The organism is Bacteroides sp. AM23-12 (assembly GCF_003434395.1).
Classification (GTDB): Bacteria; Bacteroidota; Bacteroidia; order Bacteroidales; family Bacteroidaceae; genus Bacteroides; species Bacteroides thetaiotaomicron.
The window spans coordinates 75,814-92,495 of the sequence record NZ_QTLF01000001.1; the positions used below are offsets into that span (position 1 = coordinate 75,814).

Annotated in this window: 12 protein-coding genes and 2 riboswitches; of the genes, 4 read left to right on the forward strand and 8 right to left on the reverse strand. The window is 43.8% G+C overall.

The features are described from left to right. Positions 1 to 5: 5 nt before the first annotated feature. The 7 genes from DW640_RS00265 to DW640_RS00295 all read right to left on the reverse strand — a co-directional run bounded on the left by DW640_RS00265 (position 6) and on the right by DW640_RS00295 (position 9,264). The gene (locus DW640_RS00265) at positions 6 to 1,361 is read right to left on the reverse strand and encodes an MATE family efflux transporter (RefSeq protein WP_008766587.1); all 1,356 of its coding nucleotides are present in this window, start codon (positions 1,359 to 1,361) and stop codon (positions 6 to 8) included. 123 nt (positions 1,362 to 1,484) lie between these two features. Next, a complete protein-coding gene (locus tag DW640_RS00270) occupies positions 1,485 to 2,240 on the reverse strand; it encodes an ABC transporter ATP-binding protein (RefSeq protein ID WP_008766586.1) in 756 nt (251 codons plus the stop codon). After that, a complete protein-coding gene (locus DW640_RS00275; RefSeq protein WP_008759785.1) occupies positions 2,237 to 3,253 on the reverse strand; it encodes an iron ABC transporter permease in 1,017 nt (338 codons plus the stop codon). The genes DW640_RS00270 and DW640_RS00275 overlap by 4 nt, the downstream gene beginning before the upstream one ends. Next, complete coding sequence (locus tag DW640_RS00280; protein ID WP_048693888.1) at positions 3,250 to 4,389, reverse strand: ABC transporter substrate-binding protein; 1,140 nt, start codon at positions 4,387 to 4,389, stop codon at positions 3,250 to 3,252. The genes DW640_RS00275 and DW640_RS00280 overlap by 4 nt, the downstream gene beginning before the upstream one ends. A gap of 120 nt (positions 4,390 to 4,509) precedes the next feature. Further along, positions 4,510 to 5,631, reverse strand: coding sequence for a hypothetical protein (locus DW640_RS00285; RefSeq protein WP_048693891.1), 1,122 nt, complete (start codon positions 5,629 to 5,631; stop codon positions 4,510 to 4,512). A gap of 20 nt (positions 5,632 to 5,651) precedes the next feature. Then, on the reverse strand, positions 5,652 to 7,466 hold the full coding sequence (locus tag DW640_RS00290) for a receptor (RefSeq protein WP_048693894.1): 1,815 nt from the start codon (positions 7,464 to 7,466) through the stop codon (positions 5,652 to 5,654). A gap of 37 nt (positions 7,467 to 7,503) precedes the next feature. Continuing rightward, entirely contained in the window at positions 7,504 to 9,264 is a 1,761-nt protein-coding gene (locus DW640_RS00295) for a PKD-like domain-containing protein (protein WP_048693932.1), read from the reverse strand. A 31-nt stretch (positions 9,265 to 9,295) separates the two neighbouring features. On the opposite strand from DW640_RS00295, the gene DW640_RS24280 reads away from it, so the two are divergent. The 4 genes from DW640_RS24280 (at position 9,296) to DW640_RS00310 (ending at position 14,859) form a co-directional block, all read left to right on the forward strand. Continuing rightward, positions 9,296 to 9,427 (forward strand): hypothetical protein, encoded by a 132-nt coding sequence (locus DW640_RS24280; RefSeq protein ID WP_255420835.1) that lies wholly within the window; start codon positions 9,296 to 9,298, stop codon positions 9,425 to 9,427. Continuing rightward, positions 9,426 to 9,636: riboswitch (cobalamin riboswitch) on the reverse strand. Its footprint overlaps the gene before it by 2 nt. 831 nt (positions 9,637 to 10,467) lie before the next feature. Then, a riboswitch (cobalamin riboswitch) is annotated at positions 10,468 to 10,681 on the forward strand. A gap of 178 nt (positions 10,682 to 10,859) precedes the next feature. Next, positions 10,860 to 11,927 (forward strand): YncE family protein, encoded by a 1,068-nt coding sequence (locus tag DW640_RS00300; RefSeq protein WP_074856325.1) that lies wholly within the window; start codon positions 10,860 to 10,862, stop codon positions 11,925 to 11,927. Between the two features lie 75 nt (positions 11,928 to 12,002). Beyond that, on the forward strand, positions 12,003 to 14,057 hold the full coding sequence (locus DW640_RS00305; RefSeq protein ID WP_011108133.1) for a TonB-dependent receptor: 2,055 nt from the start codon (positions 12,003 to 12,005) through the stop codon (positions 14,055 to 14,057). A 166-nt stretch (positions 14,058 to 14,223) separates the two neighbouring features. Continuing rightward, positions 14,224 to 14,859 carry an AAA family ATPase gene (locus tag DW640_RS00310; RefSeq protein WP_008766580.1) on the forward strand — a complete coding sequence of 212 codons (636 nt, stop codon included), beginning with the start codon at positions 14,224 to 14,226 and terminating at the stop codon, positions 14,857 to 14,859. Positions 14,860 to 14,951: 92 nt separating this feature from the next. On the opposite strand, the gene DW640_RS00315 is transcribed toward DW640_RS00310, so the two are convergent. Continuing rightward, the gene (locus DW640_RS00315) at positions 14,952 to 16,616 is read right to left on the reverse strand and encodes a putative transporter (protein ID WP_016268588.1); all 1,665 of its coding nucleotides are present in this window, start codon (positions 16,614 to 16,616) and stop codon (positions 14,952 to 14,954) included. Positions 16,617 to 16,682: the final 66 nt, after the last annotated feature.

The following is a 16,682-nucleotide window of genomic DNA, read 5'->3' on the forward strand; positions in this document are numbered from 1 at the left end:
TATACTCATAGTCGGTGGACCATGAAGCGATCTTTGAAATAAATTCCGATAATATAGAGAGTCGTTAACAATTCTGCCAACGAAACCGCCAGCCATATTCCCGGTACTCCTAAAACAAGTGGAAGTACAAAGAATCCGATCAGCATGAATACCACTCCCCGCAGAAGAGTGATGATGGTGGCTCGTTGACCTCGTCTGATGCTCTGGTAATAGCCGATGCCTATCATATTGGCGGCAAAAAATATGAATCCAACCCCAAAATAAGGAATGCCATTGACCGCAATATCAAAGGCCGGACAGCTTCGGTCAATGAACAACGAAACAATATTCTGACGGCATAGAAACGTGATGATGAAAAAGCTGATTCCGCAAATTAAAGCTGTACGGATGGCAAGATGTAGGGCTTTTCGAACCCGATCCGGTTGCCCGGCACCGAAATTATAGCTGATAATCGGCTGTGCGGATTGTGCGATGGCATTGTATACCATAAAGATGATGGGGAAGAAGTAGCAGGCAATGCTGAACGCAGCTACTCCGTCTTCTCCGAGATGATGGATAAAGACATAATTCCCTAAAAACATCATACAGGCGATGGAAGCCTCACTGATGAAAGCGGAAGTTCCCAGTTTTATCATATAGCCACCGTTACGGAGCGTTAGCATCAGGCTTTTCAAACTTAGCTTGATGCGATGCAAATGAATGTTGCGGGAGAACCGCGTAAGATAGATTACAGTCATCAATCCACCTACTACTGTTCCCAGGCTGGTGGCAAAGGCAGCACCCATCATTCCCCAGCCAAATTCAAAGATGAAAATATAGTCGAATATAATATTGAATATAGCTGCGATGGCATTGCACATCATGGCATAATTGGGAGATCCGTCCAGCCGGATGAAAAACATGCCTGTGCTCAATAACTCATAGAATACGAGGAAGGGTAGATACCAGATCATATATTCTATGACAAGAGGCAATAATCTGTCTGAACTTCCGAGTAAGCATCCCAATGGCCCTACGAAGCAAAAACATAAAGCAGACATCACTAATACGATGAACGTAGAGAATACAAGAGCCTGAGTAATGTTGATATTTGCTGCCTTGCGTTTACCTTGAGACAGATAGATGGAAGCGACTACTGAGCCTCCGACTCCGAACATTAGTCCGATGCCTGTTGCGATCATAAAAAGTGGAGCTGTTATATTGACGGCAGCTAGGGCGTCACTGCCTATTCCCTTACCTACGAATATGCCGTCTGTAATAACGAATATAGCTGAGAATACCATTCCCAGTACCGTAGGAACTAATAACTTACGAAACAATGTGGAGATGTCCATACTACCGAAATCAATACTATCTTTCATAACTTCTTATTTTTAGTTTGTTGAAAACATCTGCAAAGGTAGATGGATGTAAGGAGATTAAAATTATCATTTGATAATTTCCGCCTGTCATGCTTGTTTTTGTTTAATCAGGATATGGGATATTTATCTGATTCTTATTTTCATGGCTTGTGCGTCAAATGTGATTGACTCGTTATGGAACAGTCTTTCTATATGTCCGCTCGTTATCATCTCATTGGTAGGCAGGCTGTAGAGTTGAGGATTATCAATCAGCATGATTGTGTCGCAAAGTGAGAGAGCGATGTCCAGGTCGTGTGTGGAAAACAGGATACACTTTCCTTCCTTTTGCGTCAGCTTCCGGAGAAGCAGACAGAGTTCGTAGCGGTTGGGCAAGTCAAGGAAGGCGGTAGGTTCGTCGAGCAGGATGACAGGAGTGTCCTGTGCAAGGGCACGGGCTATCATGATGCGTTGGCATTCTCCGTCGGACATTTTGTCCATCGTCTTTTCCGCATAACTGTCCATGCCTACCAGGTGCATGGCGTTGTCCACCTTCTCCTTGTCTTCTCCTTGCAGCTGACCGAGCCAGTTGGTATAGGGAGCACGTCCCAGTGCGACGACGTCTCTGCATCGCAGGTTGGCAATGCGCACTTTGTCGGTGGTGACGAAGCTGATGTTCCGTGCCAGTTCTTCCGGTTTCAGTGAAGCGATGTTATTCCCGTGCAGGATAATCTCTCCGTTTTGGGGCTTTTCCAGTCCCATGACGGCACGCAGCAGTGTACTTTTTCCTGTGCCGTTTCTGCCGAGCAGTGCGACGAGTTGTCCTCCCGTGATGTGGGCGGAGACTTTTTCCAGCAGCGTACGCTGTTCGTATCCCAGTGTCAGGTCTTTGAGTTGAATCATTTGAATATACGCAAGTTTTTACCTATTACCCATAAAATAACCGGAACTCCCAGCAGTGCGGTGATACAATTCACCGGCAGCAGGAATTTCTTGGCGATGATGTCGCATATCAGCATGGCGATAAGTCCTGTCAGCATGGTGCCCGGCATCAGTATCCGGTGGTCGGCGTTATCAAACAGCAGCCGGGTGATGTGCGGCACTGCCAGTCCGATGAATCCTACGGGGCCGCAAAAGGCGGTGACTGTTCCTGTCAGCAGTGCTGTAGAGATGAAGACAAGCGTCCGCGAGCGTTTGATGCTCATGCCCATCGTGCGTGCGTAGTTTTCGCCAAGCAAGAGCAGGTTCAGTGACTTGATGCAGGCTACGGAGAGCAGCAGACCTATGCACACTACTGGTATCATGATAGACAGCTGTCCGGCTGTGATGTGGCTGAGCGATCCCATCGACCACAGGGTGAACATTTTCAGTTGTTCCGCCGAACTTAGATACTGCAATATCTGGATGATGGCTCCCGCTACGTAGCCTATCATGACTCCCATGATCAGTACGCCCAGTATATTCTTTACTTTCCGGCTGATGATGGCTACGCCCAGCAAGATGACGGCGGTCCCTATCCAGCCCGAACCTACGATGCCGGCGGATTGCAAAAGTGGGAAATCCGCCCAGCCGAGTAATGGGGCACCTAATATAAACAACGCCACTCCGAGTCCCGCACCGGAACTGACTCCCAGCAGATAAGGGTCTGCCAGCGGGTTCTGGAAAACGGTCTGCATTTGCAGGCCGCTGACCGACAAGGCGATACCTATCAACCCTGCTACTACTACCCGGATAAAGCGGATGGAGAGAAGGATGTTGCGTGTCATCTCGTCGCATTCGCCTCCCGTCAGTACGGCCCATACTTTGGGGATGGGGATATAAGTGTCCCCTGTCGCCATGTCTATTAATAATAAGACTACGGCGATTATTCCCAAAGTGATGAATAAAAGAGTGGTGTGTCTACGAGGTTGCTTCATTCCAGGTGTCTGTAATAGTAGGTTGAGTCGGATACAAGTTCGGGATGAAAGATATGAATCAGATCACGCAATACGACGTCAGGCCGTACGACTGCCGATTCCCAATAGTCATTGCCTCCTGTGGCGGTTATCCGCAGGTTGTTGTTATAAACTGTTTTATTACGGACAGATTTGGCATCGGCAAACTTGGGATTCATGTTTTTCAGTTCGTCCAGTGTGGATGCCGTGCCTACATTGATCCAATAGTCTGCTTTTTGTATCAGTCCGTAGGCAGTTTCCAGGCCGATGGGGGCGGAGCTGTTGGAGGTGTTCTCCTTGTATATATAGTCGGCTCCTGCGTCAGTGACCAGTTGTGCCATGTAGCTTTGGGTGGAAGGCATCACCCAGCTGTCGTTCCACGGGGTGTTGAACATCACGGTAGGGCGTTGCTCTACGGATGCGGTGAGGTCTTTCAGTGCCTGATAGCGTTTGGGGATTTCCCTGAATACATCGATGCCTTTGTCACGGCTGTCTGTCAGTTCGGAGAGGGCAACCAGCCATTCGGCTTTGCCAAGCGGTGACTCTTCCAGATATTCTCCTACATACATATAGGGGATAGCGAGTTCTTTCAGCTTGTCTGTTACTGCTGTCTGGGCATCACCGATGCCATATAGCAGTACGACGTCCGGTTTCAATCCCAGCAATAGTTCGTAGTTTATTTCGGGGCCCATGTCCTTGATAGAATCTTTGTGGGCGAGGATGTAGGGATTGGCTATGTAGTTAATGCCGGATACGGCTACGATGCGGTCCACTTGTCCCAGTGCGTCGAGCATGGCGATGTAGGAGGAAGACATACATACGATGTGTTGGGCTCCGGCAGGGATGGTCGGTCCGGTGAATCCTGTGGGGGGGAGCTCACCATTGCGGGAGATGAAGTAGGACATTGTTACATTTTTGGCTCCTTGCCACGGGTTGGATACTTGTATCAAGGTGCTTTGGGCATTCTTTGCGCCCAGTATCTTGAATCCGGTAGCATATTCGGGCGTGTATACGTCTTGCTTGAATGCTTCCAAAGAAGTTTTTTTATTGTATACGCAGCTTGCCAAAAAAAGGAGGCATAATAGCGTGATAGTTGAAATAATGGATTTAAATTTCATACGGATGTTTTTATCTGAGGACAAAAGTAGTAAAAAAGAAGAAAAATCACCTCCCTTACGAGAAAGTTTCGCTGGGAGGTGAATGGATTGAATCTAACTTTTCAATATTGATGCGGAAAGTTATTTGACGAAGACTACGGCGTTCACGTTGGCTGTGCCGGTATTTACCATATCTAGGTAATCACCTCCTGCGGAGTCATAAATATACAATGCGTCTCCCATTGATTGACCGAAGCATACATCTCCGTTGAATGGATTGACTGTTACGCTGAAACCGAACATATATCCGGGATCATCAGTGAAATCGCTAGTATCATCATTAGATAATTGTACTTTTTGCATGATAGTCTTATAGTCAGTTGTGTTCCAATCAATATCTGCTGTATAAAGATATTGACTGCCGATTGCAAATCCACCTGCTTTTTCTGTAACTAATATTGGAGCTACATTGGGTGTAGTTGGATTGAATTTGTACAATGCAGAATGCATACCTCCGTCACCCAGTACGTTAAAGTACATCTTATTGGCTGAATAAGCTGCTATCAACTTAGGATTTTTAGGAACGGTAATTTGAGTTTCATCGTCAAGGGTAAGTGGCAATACGGAAATAGTTGTTCCTTCACCAGCTTGGGTGTCATCAGTATTGCCTGAATTGCAGACATACACTTTGTTGTCTTTGCCGATGCAGATACCTTCTGAATAGGTCGCATCCAGTTCTAGGTAGTTAACTTTAGCATAATTCATGGTGTCGATAGACATCACTGCCCCTGAATAAAAGCTGATATATACTTTTCCATTGGCAGCAGCCAAGTGTCTTGGCATAGCTTTGTGCCCGGTTTTTTCATCATCGTATTGTTTCATTTGAGGTGTGAGAAGTTGACCGGTCTTGGCATTCAGTACCCATATTCCTCCATTATCTGCTGTAAGGTCGTGACCACTTACTGCACAATAGAGTTTTGATCCGTATTGAATCAAGTCGTTGCCTGTGTCTCCAATTTCTAGGGTAGACTTTTTCGTCCAATTGTTATCATAGCGAACAATGTTTCCTGGAGATGAGGGAGGAGCTACATGCCATGTACCTTCGCTAAGTACATACGCATACGTCCAGTCATTACTCGCTGTAGCACGTGTCTGCGGAAGTGAACTGTCTACTTGCTGGACATTGTCCAACACATCATTAGTACAACTGCCCATTGCAAACATAATTGCACTGGCTGCTAAGAAAAAAATGCTCTTTTTCATAATTGTAATTTATTAAGTGATTAATTATCCGGTGTAAAATCACCGGTTGCTGATTCTTGCATCTGTTGTAATGTTACTGTTCCGGGACCACAAGTACGTACGTACCATTGGGCGTCTTCTGTCATTGCATCTGCTATATCTTTGAATAGACTAAAATCGTATAGAGCTGTGAATAGTCTAATACTTATACGATTTGACGATTTTAATTTGGGCAAAAGGTCTTCAAGTGATGTTATGTTGGTATTTCTGCTGCCATACATTTCTAAAAACTCTACAGACTCTAAACTCTTAAAATTTAAATAAGAGAGGTCAGTTACAGTTTTTTCTATATTTATATATAACCTTTCAGTCACTCTTGTAAGTTTAGGAAAGTTGCATCTTTTATTGTCATTTCCAGTAGCGAATTTACCTACAGTTTCTAAATCGGGCATACTCACTGACTCCAATGTCACATTTGCTGTAGCTTGGAAACTTAATTCCCCTGTAACTTGTTTAATACCGGAAAGTTCTACATTAGTAAGCGGAGTGGTAACCGTGAGACTGGCAAAAGTAGAGATTCCTTCTGTTTTGGGTAGTTGATATCCTGTGAATGCATAGCTTCCCATTTCTTCTTTTCCTTTTAGAACGAAATTATTGTCAACATAAGTGATAGAAATACTGTTGATGTCTTTTTGACTTGCATCCAATTCCGTTACGCTTGGACAATGTGATACACTTAGCTTTTCCAAATTGGACGGTGCAATGGTTTCGTTCAACTTCGAAAATTTGGCACAAGAAGTAATGCTAAAAGAAGAAAGAGTGGATAATTTGGGAAGACTGATTGTTTCTAACTTATCTGCATAACCAATAGATACTTCTTTACAGGAGATAAGTTCCGGTAGATTAATTTGGGTGAGTTCCGGATGTTTTGTTCCCAACGATAGAGTGAACTTTTTTCCTACCTGCTTTAAGACCGGCAAATCTAATGAAACAAGCTGGCTGCCATAAAGAGAGAATGTACCATCTCCATCACTGTTATCTCCTTTTCCCGGAATGCTTTCGAGCGAATTGAGATTTAAGCTTTTCAGGTTGGGAGCTTGGATATAGCATTGTTTTAGAATTGTAGTTAGTTGCGGGCATTTTATAGAAGTGATGTTGTTTTCTGCCGGGTTTGCTATGAATAGTTCTCCACGGATAGAAAGCAAGTTTGGGAGTGCAAACTCGGTCAGTGAGCTATTGTTTCTCATGCTGATACTTCCCACCTTTTCCAGTTTAGCCAGTCCGGCAAGGTTTTCACCTTTATAGTATTGCCCGATAGTGATGTCGTCCATTACTTCGGTAATCTTTGCCAATCCGTTCAGATTAATCACGGGGTCTTCTGTATTTTCTACTGTAGCTATGCTCAGACTGCCTTCGATAACCGTGACATGGTGGTCGGCTAAAGCGTCTACATCAGCTTGCGAATTAAGTATGAATGTGCCGATTTCACTTACAGCGGAGTAGCGTACTGTATATTTATAGGTACGCGTAGTTCCGTTGTAGGAAGTTACTGTGAATTGTTGCTCTTCGCCCCAGGCGGTAACGGAAGAAGGATTGGGGTTAACAGTTGCCTGCTCGCTAAGGGTATAGCTGGCTTGCGCGCCATCGAGCGAAGTTCCTTCGGGAACCGTTACGGTGATCTCATTGTCTATAATCGTCGCTTTCCATACGTTTTCATTGCTTTCCAGTGAAAAACTAAGGAAGTTGTTGTCTACTCCGGTGAACGGGTTTTCATCGTCGTCGTCGCCACATGCTGCAAAGATGCATCCGGTACATAAAACCACTAACAGGGTTTTCCAGTAATTTACTTTTCTCATTGTCTAAAAAATTAAGTGAATTTATAATGAATGATTATTAATCTATCTTTGAAGGAGCTTCGCTCATCTTATAATCGACGAAGCCGAATACTTCGGTGGACAACTCTCCGATGGCTCCCGCTACGGATTGTATGCCGGTCTGCACCTTGATGAAGTCGATGTATTGCAACTTGACCGGAGTGCCGTCGGGATACATGGCGTTTTCTATCTTGAAGGCGTTGCCTACGGGTGCGGCATCGTGATTGTCGCCCTCGGCGAGAATGTCTTCTCCCCAGTTGTCCGCATATCCCCACGGATAGGATTCATTGCGCCAGATTCCGCCCGGTGTCCGGGTTGTATTTCGCTTCAGGCGGGTACCGTATAAAGTATAGTTGTTTTCCTTTATCCATAGCGGGAAGTTAGGATTGAGGTCGATGGAGCCGGAGTTTCCCCGGTTGTCGATCCATTGCAGGGGCATATTGTGTGTAGGCGGGCGGTAGTAAGTGACGGCATAGTGTTGATAGGTTTCCGCCTTTCCGGTTTCGCTGCCACGTAGTTCGTACCAAGTGTCATTGGGCAGTCCGTCTCCGTTTTCGTCCTGCATGACGTAGACGATACCCGGTTCGGAACTACCGTCGAAGGGATTGCCTATGATAGCGAAGTCATATCCTCCGTTGCTGCTAACATCGGGTTTGTTGTATACGCTGTGGTCGAATCCCACGATGATATATCCTCCCCATGCACCCAGAGACACATAATTGTTTTGTACATTCATGCGAGTCTCAGCGTAACGACAGGCTTCTTCTTCGGTCTGTCCGGAAATCTGTGCTATGAATTGTCCCGGAGCAGGGCGTAGGTGGTATACTTTCACTTTACTGTCCGAACTACCAGCTGACGGTGCGCGGTAGTATTTGGCTTCATCAGACGGCAGGCAGACTACGGTCTGGATAGCACTTTTTATTATGTCGCCATCTGTTCCGGTTACTTTTACCACATAGCTTCCGGCTGTTGGTGGAGTGAAGGTAAAAGTGGGGCCAGTTTCTCCCTGTTGCATTACTTCGTCTACTTCCCACACGTAGGTTGCATGGGTTGTTGTATCCGTAATGACGGGAGCTATACAGGCAGCACGACCTTTGGGGACGGTTAGTTGATTACTGCTGAAGGTTATATTCATCACTGGCTCAGGTGATACCAGTACGGAAGTCGACGCATTCCCGCTACCGTCTTCGTTGGTAACCGTAAGTTTGAAACTGAATTGTCCTTCTTCGGTGGGGGTAAACGTATAGGTAGCTTCGGTTCCGACCGTTTCTTTGGTTTTACCGCTTTCGTCAATGGACACCCATTCGTACTTTGCTCCTTCAGTGAAATTTACGGAAGATTCGAGGGTTACGCTCTTTCCCATATAGGTAGAGTAGGCGGGAATCAATGATACGGAAGGTATCATTTTTTCCACTACATCTACCCGCAGTTCTTCTTCGGCATAACCATTCTTGGCGTCCACGCGGAATTTGAAATAGACTTCTCCTTCCGCTTTAGGTGAATAGGTGTATGAGAGGTCTGTACATACTATTTTACCTTTCTCGTCTTTCCATGTATATACAGGATCGGTGGCATCGTTCACTAGGGGAGTGATTGTGATGCTTTTCATAATCTTTACTGTGTAGATTCCCGTACCGTTGTCGAAGGTAATTACCGGTGGTTGACCTGTTGTCCCGCCACCCAATTCTTCATCATCACCGTCGTTCCGGCAGGAGGCGAAAGACACGACAGTACATAGCATTAATAAGCTAGCGATTGTTTTTAAAAATCCATTTATCATAAGCATACTTTTAATTAGTTTGCAAACAGGAATGATAATGGATTTTACGCTGGGCAGTCAGTATCCCGGTAAGTATAAATATAGAAGAAGCCTCTTCCGTCCGCACATGGTAAGCGCCTGTGGAAAAAGACAACGAACTACCTCCCGTATGCCGCAGGAGTAAAATCCAACCGAAAGGAGGTAGGTCTTCTGACTTATTCCCTTATTTGCAGCGCCTTCCCAGAGAAAATTTCCAGTGACAAATTGCTACAAACTGTACTGTCCTTCAAGGGCAGTACGGGAAAATACAGCAGCGGATACTGTTGCCGATTCACACGGCATTCCCTTTTAATCTTCGATAGCTTTTGTTATATCTTAATCGAATGAAATACAACTTATTATAGCAACGAAGAACCAACTTCTTGACCGCAAAGATAGTTATCTTTTTATATAATATGTCTATTTTAACTAATTAATTTTTATTACGTTGTCGGGGGTGGGAAAGGAGGAATTGGATATGGTGACACTATCTCTCTCTGATAGTGTCACCATACTTGCAGGATAGTGTCACTATGCCGATGGTATAGTGACACCATCTCCAAATGTTCTGTTTTTAAGATTTTCTATTGGGAAAATAGAAGCTAAATACTTGAAATAGGAGAAAAATGGATTACTTATATGCAAGAATATGCGGAAAGCGGAGGCCGTTATGCAGGAAAAATGGTTATATATGCAGCTTTTGCCGACCAAGTAGGTTGATTTTCTTTTAAAGGAAGGCGGGTTTGGTTTTAAAGGAAGGTCAGTTTGGTTTAAAACCAATCTTAGTTTGCTTATAAAGCAATGTTAATTCGGTTAAGAAGCAATCTTATTTTGTACGTTATTATGCTTTTTTGTGCTGTTTGCTCTTTTGATATGGATGCTTAGTTTATGATAAAATGTCGTAGATATAGTTTCTTTTGTTTGCTGTTGCTTGCATATTCTTGTAATCTAGGCTAAAATGATTGAAAATTGATGGTTTTGATATTAAGCCGCTTTTGTGAAAATAGAAATTCCTCCTCTTTTTGATGAGTCATCCGGTTTTTATCCGAAAGATAGGAAGGAACAGAGGGCAAACTTTTCTCTTTTTCATCTGCTTGCTCATAATGTGCTAATTTGAAGAAGTCTTTAATCTTTTGTTCTTGATAAAAAAGACAGGGGAGAAGTGAGGCGTGAAATATAATTATAGTATCTTTGCACCCGCAAGGTTCGTATTTGGAATTGTCTAACCTTCCAAAACGATGAAAAGGGAATCCGGTGTAAATCCGGGACAGTACCTGCTGCTGTAAGTCCTCTCTTTCGGGAGATGAGTTTATCACATTCTTTGCCACTGGTGACATCACTGGGAAGGCGTGATAAACGGGGACGAGTCAGAAGACCTGCCTTGCCGCTGCAGATTTATACCCGCGGGTTTCGGGTAGAAATCAACTGGTATAGTTCATTCCTATATTCAATTGATTCCTCATTCAACCGGTCGGTACAAATGCTATGTTTGATGTTTGTCGCAAATTATAATTTGCTGGCAGATGTCTAATGAGTGATGCGACAAGTTAGTTAATAACCTTTTCTCACTTTTAATTATGAAACGAATTTTACTATCTGTTTTATTTATTGTCTTCTGTCTGACGGCTTTTATCGGTTGTATGAAATGGGATTATGGTGAGATGGAGGATTTCTCAGCTACGGGAGACGGTCTTTTCATTACCAATGAAGGGAACTTTCAGTATGGTAATGCTACCTTATCTTATTATGACCCGGAAACGAAAACGGTAGAAAATGAAGTATTCTATCGGGCTAATGCGATGAAGTTGGGAGATGTAGCACAGTCAATGACTATTCGTAATGATGTCGGTTGGGTGGTAGTAAACAACTCTCACGTCATTTTTGCCATTGATATTAATACATTTAAGGAAGTGGGACGCATTACGGGACTTACTTCTCCACGCTACATTCATTTTATTTCGGACGAAAAAGCCTATGTCACACAGATTTGGGATTATCGTATTTTCATTGTCAATCCCAAAACTTATCAGATAACCGGATATATCGAATGTCCGGATATGACGATGGAAACAGGCTCAACAGAACAGATGGTACAATATGGCAAATATGTGTATGTAAATTGCTGGTCTTATCAGAATCGTATATTAAAGATAGATACTACAACGGACAAGGTGGTAGATCAGCTTACTGTAGGTATACAACCTACTTCTCTCGTTATGGATAAGAACTTCAAGATGTGGACGATTACTGATGGAGGGTATAAAGGAAGTCCATACGGGTATGAGGAGCCATCGCTTTATTGCATTGATGCCGAAACATTCAAGATAGAGAAACAATTTAAGTTTCAGTTGGGAGATGCTCCTTCGGAAGTACAGCTTAATGGTGCGGGTGATGAACTTTACTGGATTAACAAAGATATTTGGCGTATGTCTGTTGATGCGGAGCGTGTCCCCGTACGTCCTTTCCTCAAGTATCGTGATACGAAGTATTATGGTCTGACGGTTAGTCCGAAGAATGGAGATGTCTATGTGGCTGATGCTATTGACTATCAGCAACAGGGGATGATTTATCGCTATACGAAAGATGGGGAACTTGTGGATGAGTTTTATGTAGGGATTATTCCCGGAGCATTTTGTTGGAAGTAATCGGTAGAGAAGAATATGAGGAGAAATATATTATTAGTGCAGTTTGTAGGAGTTCTTTTATTACTTCCATCTATAATGAGTGGACAACAACACAGCAGCGACAATAAGAATTGGGCGGAAAAGGGAATTGTCATTCGTGAAGTGGAAATTTTAGGAAAGCGCCCGATGAAAGATATAGGCGTACAGCAGACCAGATTTGATTCACTTGTGCTTAAGGAGAATATAGCCTTGTCAATGGCGGATATACTCACTTTCAATTCTTCTATTTTTGTAAAAAGCTACGGACGTGCCACGCTTTCTACTGTATCATTTCGGGGAACGTCTGCTTCGCATACACAGGTAACATGGAACGGTATGCGTATCAACAATCCAATGTTGGGGATGACTGACTTTTCGATGATTCCATCTTATTTTATAGATGACGCTTCTTTGCTGCATGGCACTTCATCGGTGAATATGGCTGGTGGTGGTTTGGGAGGATTGGTGAAATTATCTACAGTGCCTGCTCATCAAGAAGGCTTCGGAATGCAATATGTTCAAGGTATCGGTTCATTTAGTACCTTCGATGAGTTTCTGCAATTGAAGTATGGAGATAAACATTGGCAGATCTCGACGCGGGCGGTCTATCAGTCGTCGCCCAATGATTATAAATATCGTAATCATGATAAGAAAGAGAATATTTATGATGATAAATATAATATAATCGAACAGTATTATCCCATAGAACGTAATCGTAGTGGTGCATACAAAGATCTGCACATTTTACAGGAGGTATATTACAATACGGGTAAAGGTGATCGCTTCGGACTGAATGCGTGGTATACTGATTCTAACCGTGAACTGGCATTACTGACGACCGATCAGGGTGATCTTATGGATTTCGAGAACCGACAACGGGAACATACACTGCGAAGTGTTTTATCATGGGATCATACGCGTGAAAACTGGAAAGTATCGGCAAGGGGAGGTTATGTGCATACATGGTTGGCGTACGACTATAAGCGGGATTTGGGAAATGGTATAATGGCTACAATGACCCGTTCACGTAGTAAAGTCAATACTTTCTACGGGCAGTTGGATGGAGAGTATTTTTTCTCAGATAAACTCCTTTTGACGGCGGGTGTGTCGGCTCATCAGCATTTGGTGAATAGTTTGGATAAAGATCTGAATAAAGATGATAATAAGAACGATAAGTATGGTCAGGGAAGGAAGAATGATTCTATTGTTTATTTTGATAAAGGACGTATTGAGTTGTCGGGTAATGTCTCATTGAAATGGCAGCCGGTCAATCGGTTGGGTATGTCATTGGTCCTGCGGGGAGAGATGTTCGGGACTAAATGGGCACCGGTTATTCCTGCCTTTTTTGTAGATTATGTTCTTTCTAAAAGAGGCAATATAATGGCAAAGGCTTCTATTACCCGTAATTATCGTTTTCCGACATTGAATGACCTTTATTTTTTGCCGGGTGGCAATCCGGCATTGAATAATGAAAGTGGATTTACTTACGAAACGGGGCTGTCCTTTTCTGTGGATAAGGATAATGTTTATACATTATCCGGTTCGGCTTCCTGGTTCGATCAACATATAAACGACTGGATTATTTGGCTACCTACGTCGAAGGGATTTTATTCCCCCGTTAATCTTAAAAAAGTACACGCCTATGGCGTGGAAGTACAGGCTGATTATGCAGTTGCAATTGATAAAGCATGGAAGCTTGGATTAAATGGAACATTTGCGTGGACTCCTTCTATTAATGAAGGTGAACCTACGAGCAAGGCTGACCAGTCAGTAGGGAAGCAGTTACCATACATACCCGAATATTCAGCTACGTTATCAGGCAGGCTGACATATCGCAGTTGGGGGCTTCTTTATAAATGGTGTTACTATAGCGAACGTTATACAATGACGAGTAATGCTGTATCCTATACGGGACATCTTCCACCCTATCTCATGAGCAACGTGACCCTTGAAAAAGGATTCTCACTCCGTTGGGCAGATTTATCCTTAAAAGGGACAGTCAATAATCTCTTTGACGAAGAGTATCTTTCGGTATTATCCCGTCCGATGCCGGGAATTAACTTCGAGTTCTTTATCGGTATAACTCCCAAGTGGGGCAAGAAGAAAAAATAGGTGGGTGATAGCCGGACTCCTGTGCCATGTAGATGTATTATTGGCAGAGTATATATGAAAAAAGGATGCTTTCCGATTGTTTCTTTTAAATATAACTTTTGTATAATGGTGCATCTTTTAGAAAAAAGTCGTATGTTTGCTATCAAACCATAAAACAAAATGTACTATGAGCGGTAATTATGTTATCAATATCGGTCGCCAGTTAGGTAGCGGCGGAAAAGAAATAGGAGAGAAGTTGGCTGCCCGTTTGGGAATCGACTTTTATGATAAGGAACTGATCAATCTGGCTTCCGAAGAGAGCGGCTTATGTAAGGAGTTCTTCGAAAAAGCTGATGAAAAAGCCTCGCAAGGCATTATCGGCGGACTGTTCGGTATGCGTTTTCCTTTCATCAGTGAAGGGGCAATGCCATGTACCAACTGTCTGAGCAATGATGCTTTATTTAAGGTGCAGAGTGATGTTATCCGTCGTCTGGCGGCAGAGAAATCCTGTGTGTTCGTCGGACGTTGTGCCGACTATATTTTACGGGAACATCCCCGTTGTGCAAATGTCTTTATCTCGGCTACTAAAGAAGATCGTATCGCACGGTTGTGTCAGATGCATCGTATTGATGAGGAGGCGGCGGAAGAGATGATAGAAAAAGCGGATAAGAGACGTTCGGAGTATTATAATTACTACAGTTATAAAACATGGGGAGCAGCGGCTACTTATCATTTGTGTGTTGATTCCTCTTCTTTGGGGATTGAGGAGACGGTGCGGTTTGTGGAAGAGTTTGTGGCTAAAAAACTACAGATTGGAATGTAATTGAAAAAGAAAACAAAATCCCGATAATAATAAAGCCGGCTAAATTCTTTCTGAATTTGGTCGGCTTTATTTATTAATTAAATTAGTTCGCTTTACATCATCGCCAGTAATATCATCTGTCCCGTTAGGATACGAAGGAACATAGATAATGGATAAACAGTAGAATATCCTACTGCCGGTGCATCACTGGATGTCACCTGATTGGCATAAGCCAATGCGGGAGGGTCCGTATTACTACCGGCTATCAATCCCATCAGAGTGAAGTAGTTTACCTTATAATATAGTCTTGCAATTGCACCGATGATAAGCAACGGGATGACAGTGATCAGGAAACCACAGCCTACATACAGTAAGCCGTCGCCTTCTACAACTGTTTGCACAAAATTGGCACCCGCATCTATGCCTACACTGGCAAGGAATAGCACAATACCGATTTCACGCAGCATCAGGTTGGCACTCATTGTGGTGTAAGTCACCAAATGAAGTTTGTGTCCGAAACGTCCGATCAGGATAGCTACCACCAGCGGACCGCCGGCCAAACCTAATTTCAGAGGAGTCGGCATACCGGGGAATGCAATCGGGAGACTTCCTAAAAGAATACCTAAGAAGATACCTACGAAGATAGTAACGATATTCGGTGTGTCCAAACGTTTCAGTTGGTTACCCAAAACACCAGCTACACGCTCTACCGCATCTTGCTGACCTACTACCATTACGCGGTCACCTACCTGTAATATCAGGTTCGGATCAGCGAACAGGTCCATACCGGAACGGTTGACACGGGTCACGTTGACACCATACATACTACGGAAGTGCATGGAACCGAGCGTTTTTCCGTTAATTTCCGGTTTAGTAACCAGAATACGGCGGGAAACCATCGGAAGATCTTGCTTCTCCCAGTCCAGTTCCACTTCTTTTCCGATAAATACGGTGATGGCGGGAGCATCTTCTTCCGAACAAACAATAAACAACTGGTCGCCCATATTGAATATCGTCTCATGATTCGGAATACTTACGTGTCCTTCGTGACGGATACGGGAGCAAACAAACTTACGTCCCAGAAATTCTTTGATTTCAATCAGTGTTTTTCCGCTGATAGACTCATTGCGTACCTCAAGGCTCATCATATGCGGCTTGTGGTGCGCGTCTCCGCTCTGAGTTTTCAGGCTCTCTTCCTCTTTGGTCATATTGACGCGGAAGATGTAACGGATAGCGATGATAGAACCGATAATACCTACCACACCCAGCGGATACGCACAGGCATAACCCAGTGCAATCTGCGGTCCGTTGTAGCTCAACTGGTTCAGGGCCTCATTGGCGGCACCAAGTCCCGGAGTGTTCGTCACAGCTCCATAGAGGATACCCACCATCATCGGCAATTCCACACGACCGTTCCAGAGGTAATAAAGCCCCAATGCAACAGCAATATTTAACACTACGATGCCTACAGCCAACAGGTTCAATGTCATTCCCCCCTTTTTGAAAGAAGAGAAGAACGATGGCCCCACCTGAAGACCGATACAGAATACGAACAAGATCAATCCGAATTCACGGATGAAATGTAGGATGTGTGTATCGGCTGTGAAGCCGAAATGTCCCATTAGGATGCCGGCAAACAAAACAAAAGTGACTCCCAAAGATACTCCGAATATCTTTATTTTACCGAGATACACACCGGCTGCCACTACAAAAGCGTAGAGGAATACAATGTGTGCCACAGAGCTAGGGTCCCACAATAAACTTTGTAACCAATCCATAAATATTAGTAGTTTTTATAATGTTCTTCTAAAAACGGGTGCAAAATTACTCATTACATCGGAGCT

What these genes read in the sequence shown, in the direction of transcription:
- DW640_RS00265 (WP_008766587.1), bottom strand. Translation starts at nt 1,361, where the DNA reads ATGAAAGATAGTATTGATTTCGGTAGTATGGACATCTCCACATTGTTT.
- DW640_RS00270 (WP_008766586.1), bottom strand. Translation starts at nt 2,240, where the DNA reads ATGATTCAACTCAAAGACCTGACACTGGGATACGAACAGCGTACGCTG.
- DW640_RS00275 (WP_008759785.1), bottom strand. Translation starts at nt 3,253, where the DNA reads ATGAAGCAACCTCGTAGACACACCACTCTTTTATTCATCACTTTGGGA.
- DW640_RS00280 (WP_048693888.1), bottom strand. Translation starts at nt 4,389, where the DNA reads ATGAAATTTAAATCCATTATTTCAACTATCACGCTATTATGCCTCCTT.
- DW640_RS00285 (WP_048693891.1), bottom strand. Translation starts at nt 5,631, where the DNA reads ATGAAAAAGAGCATTTTTTTCTTAGCAGCCAGTGCAATTATGTTTGCA.
- DW640_RS00290 (WP_048693894.1), bottom strand. Translation starts at nt 7,466, where the DNA reads ATGAGAAAAGTAAATTACTGGAAAACCCTGTTAGTGGTTTTATGTACC.
- DW640_RS00295 (WP_048693932.1), bottom strand. Translation starts at nt 9,264, where the DNA reads ATGATAAATGGATTTTTAAAAACAATCGCTAGCTTATTAATGCTATGT.
- DW640_RS24280 (WP_255420835.1), top strand. Translation starts at nt 9,296, where the DNA reads ATGATAATGGATTTTACGCTGGGCAGTCAGTATCCCGGTAAGTATAAA.
- DW640_RS00300 (WP_074856325.1), top strand. Translation starts at nt 10,860, where the DNA reads ATGAAACGAATTTTACTATCTGTTTTATTTATTGTCTTCTGTCTGACG.
- DW640_RS00305 (WP_011108133.1), top strand. Translation starts at nt 12,003, where the DNA reads ATGAGTGGACAACAACACAGCAGCGACAATAAGAATTGGGCGGAAAAG.
- DW640_RS00310 (WP_008766580.1), top strand. Translation starts at nt 14,224, where the DNA reads ATGAGCGGTAATTATGTTATCAATATCGGTCGCCAGTTAGGTAGCGGC.
- DW640_RS00315 (WP_016268588.1), bottom strand. Translation starts at nt 16,616, where the DNA reads ATGGATTGGTTACAAAGTTTATTGTGGGACCCTAGCTCTGTGGCACAC.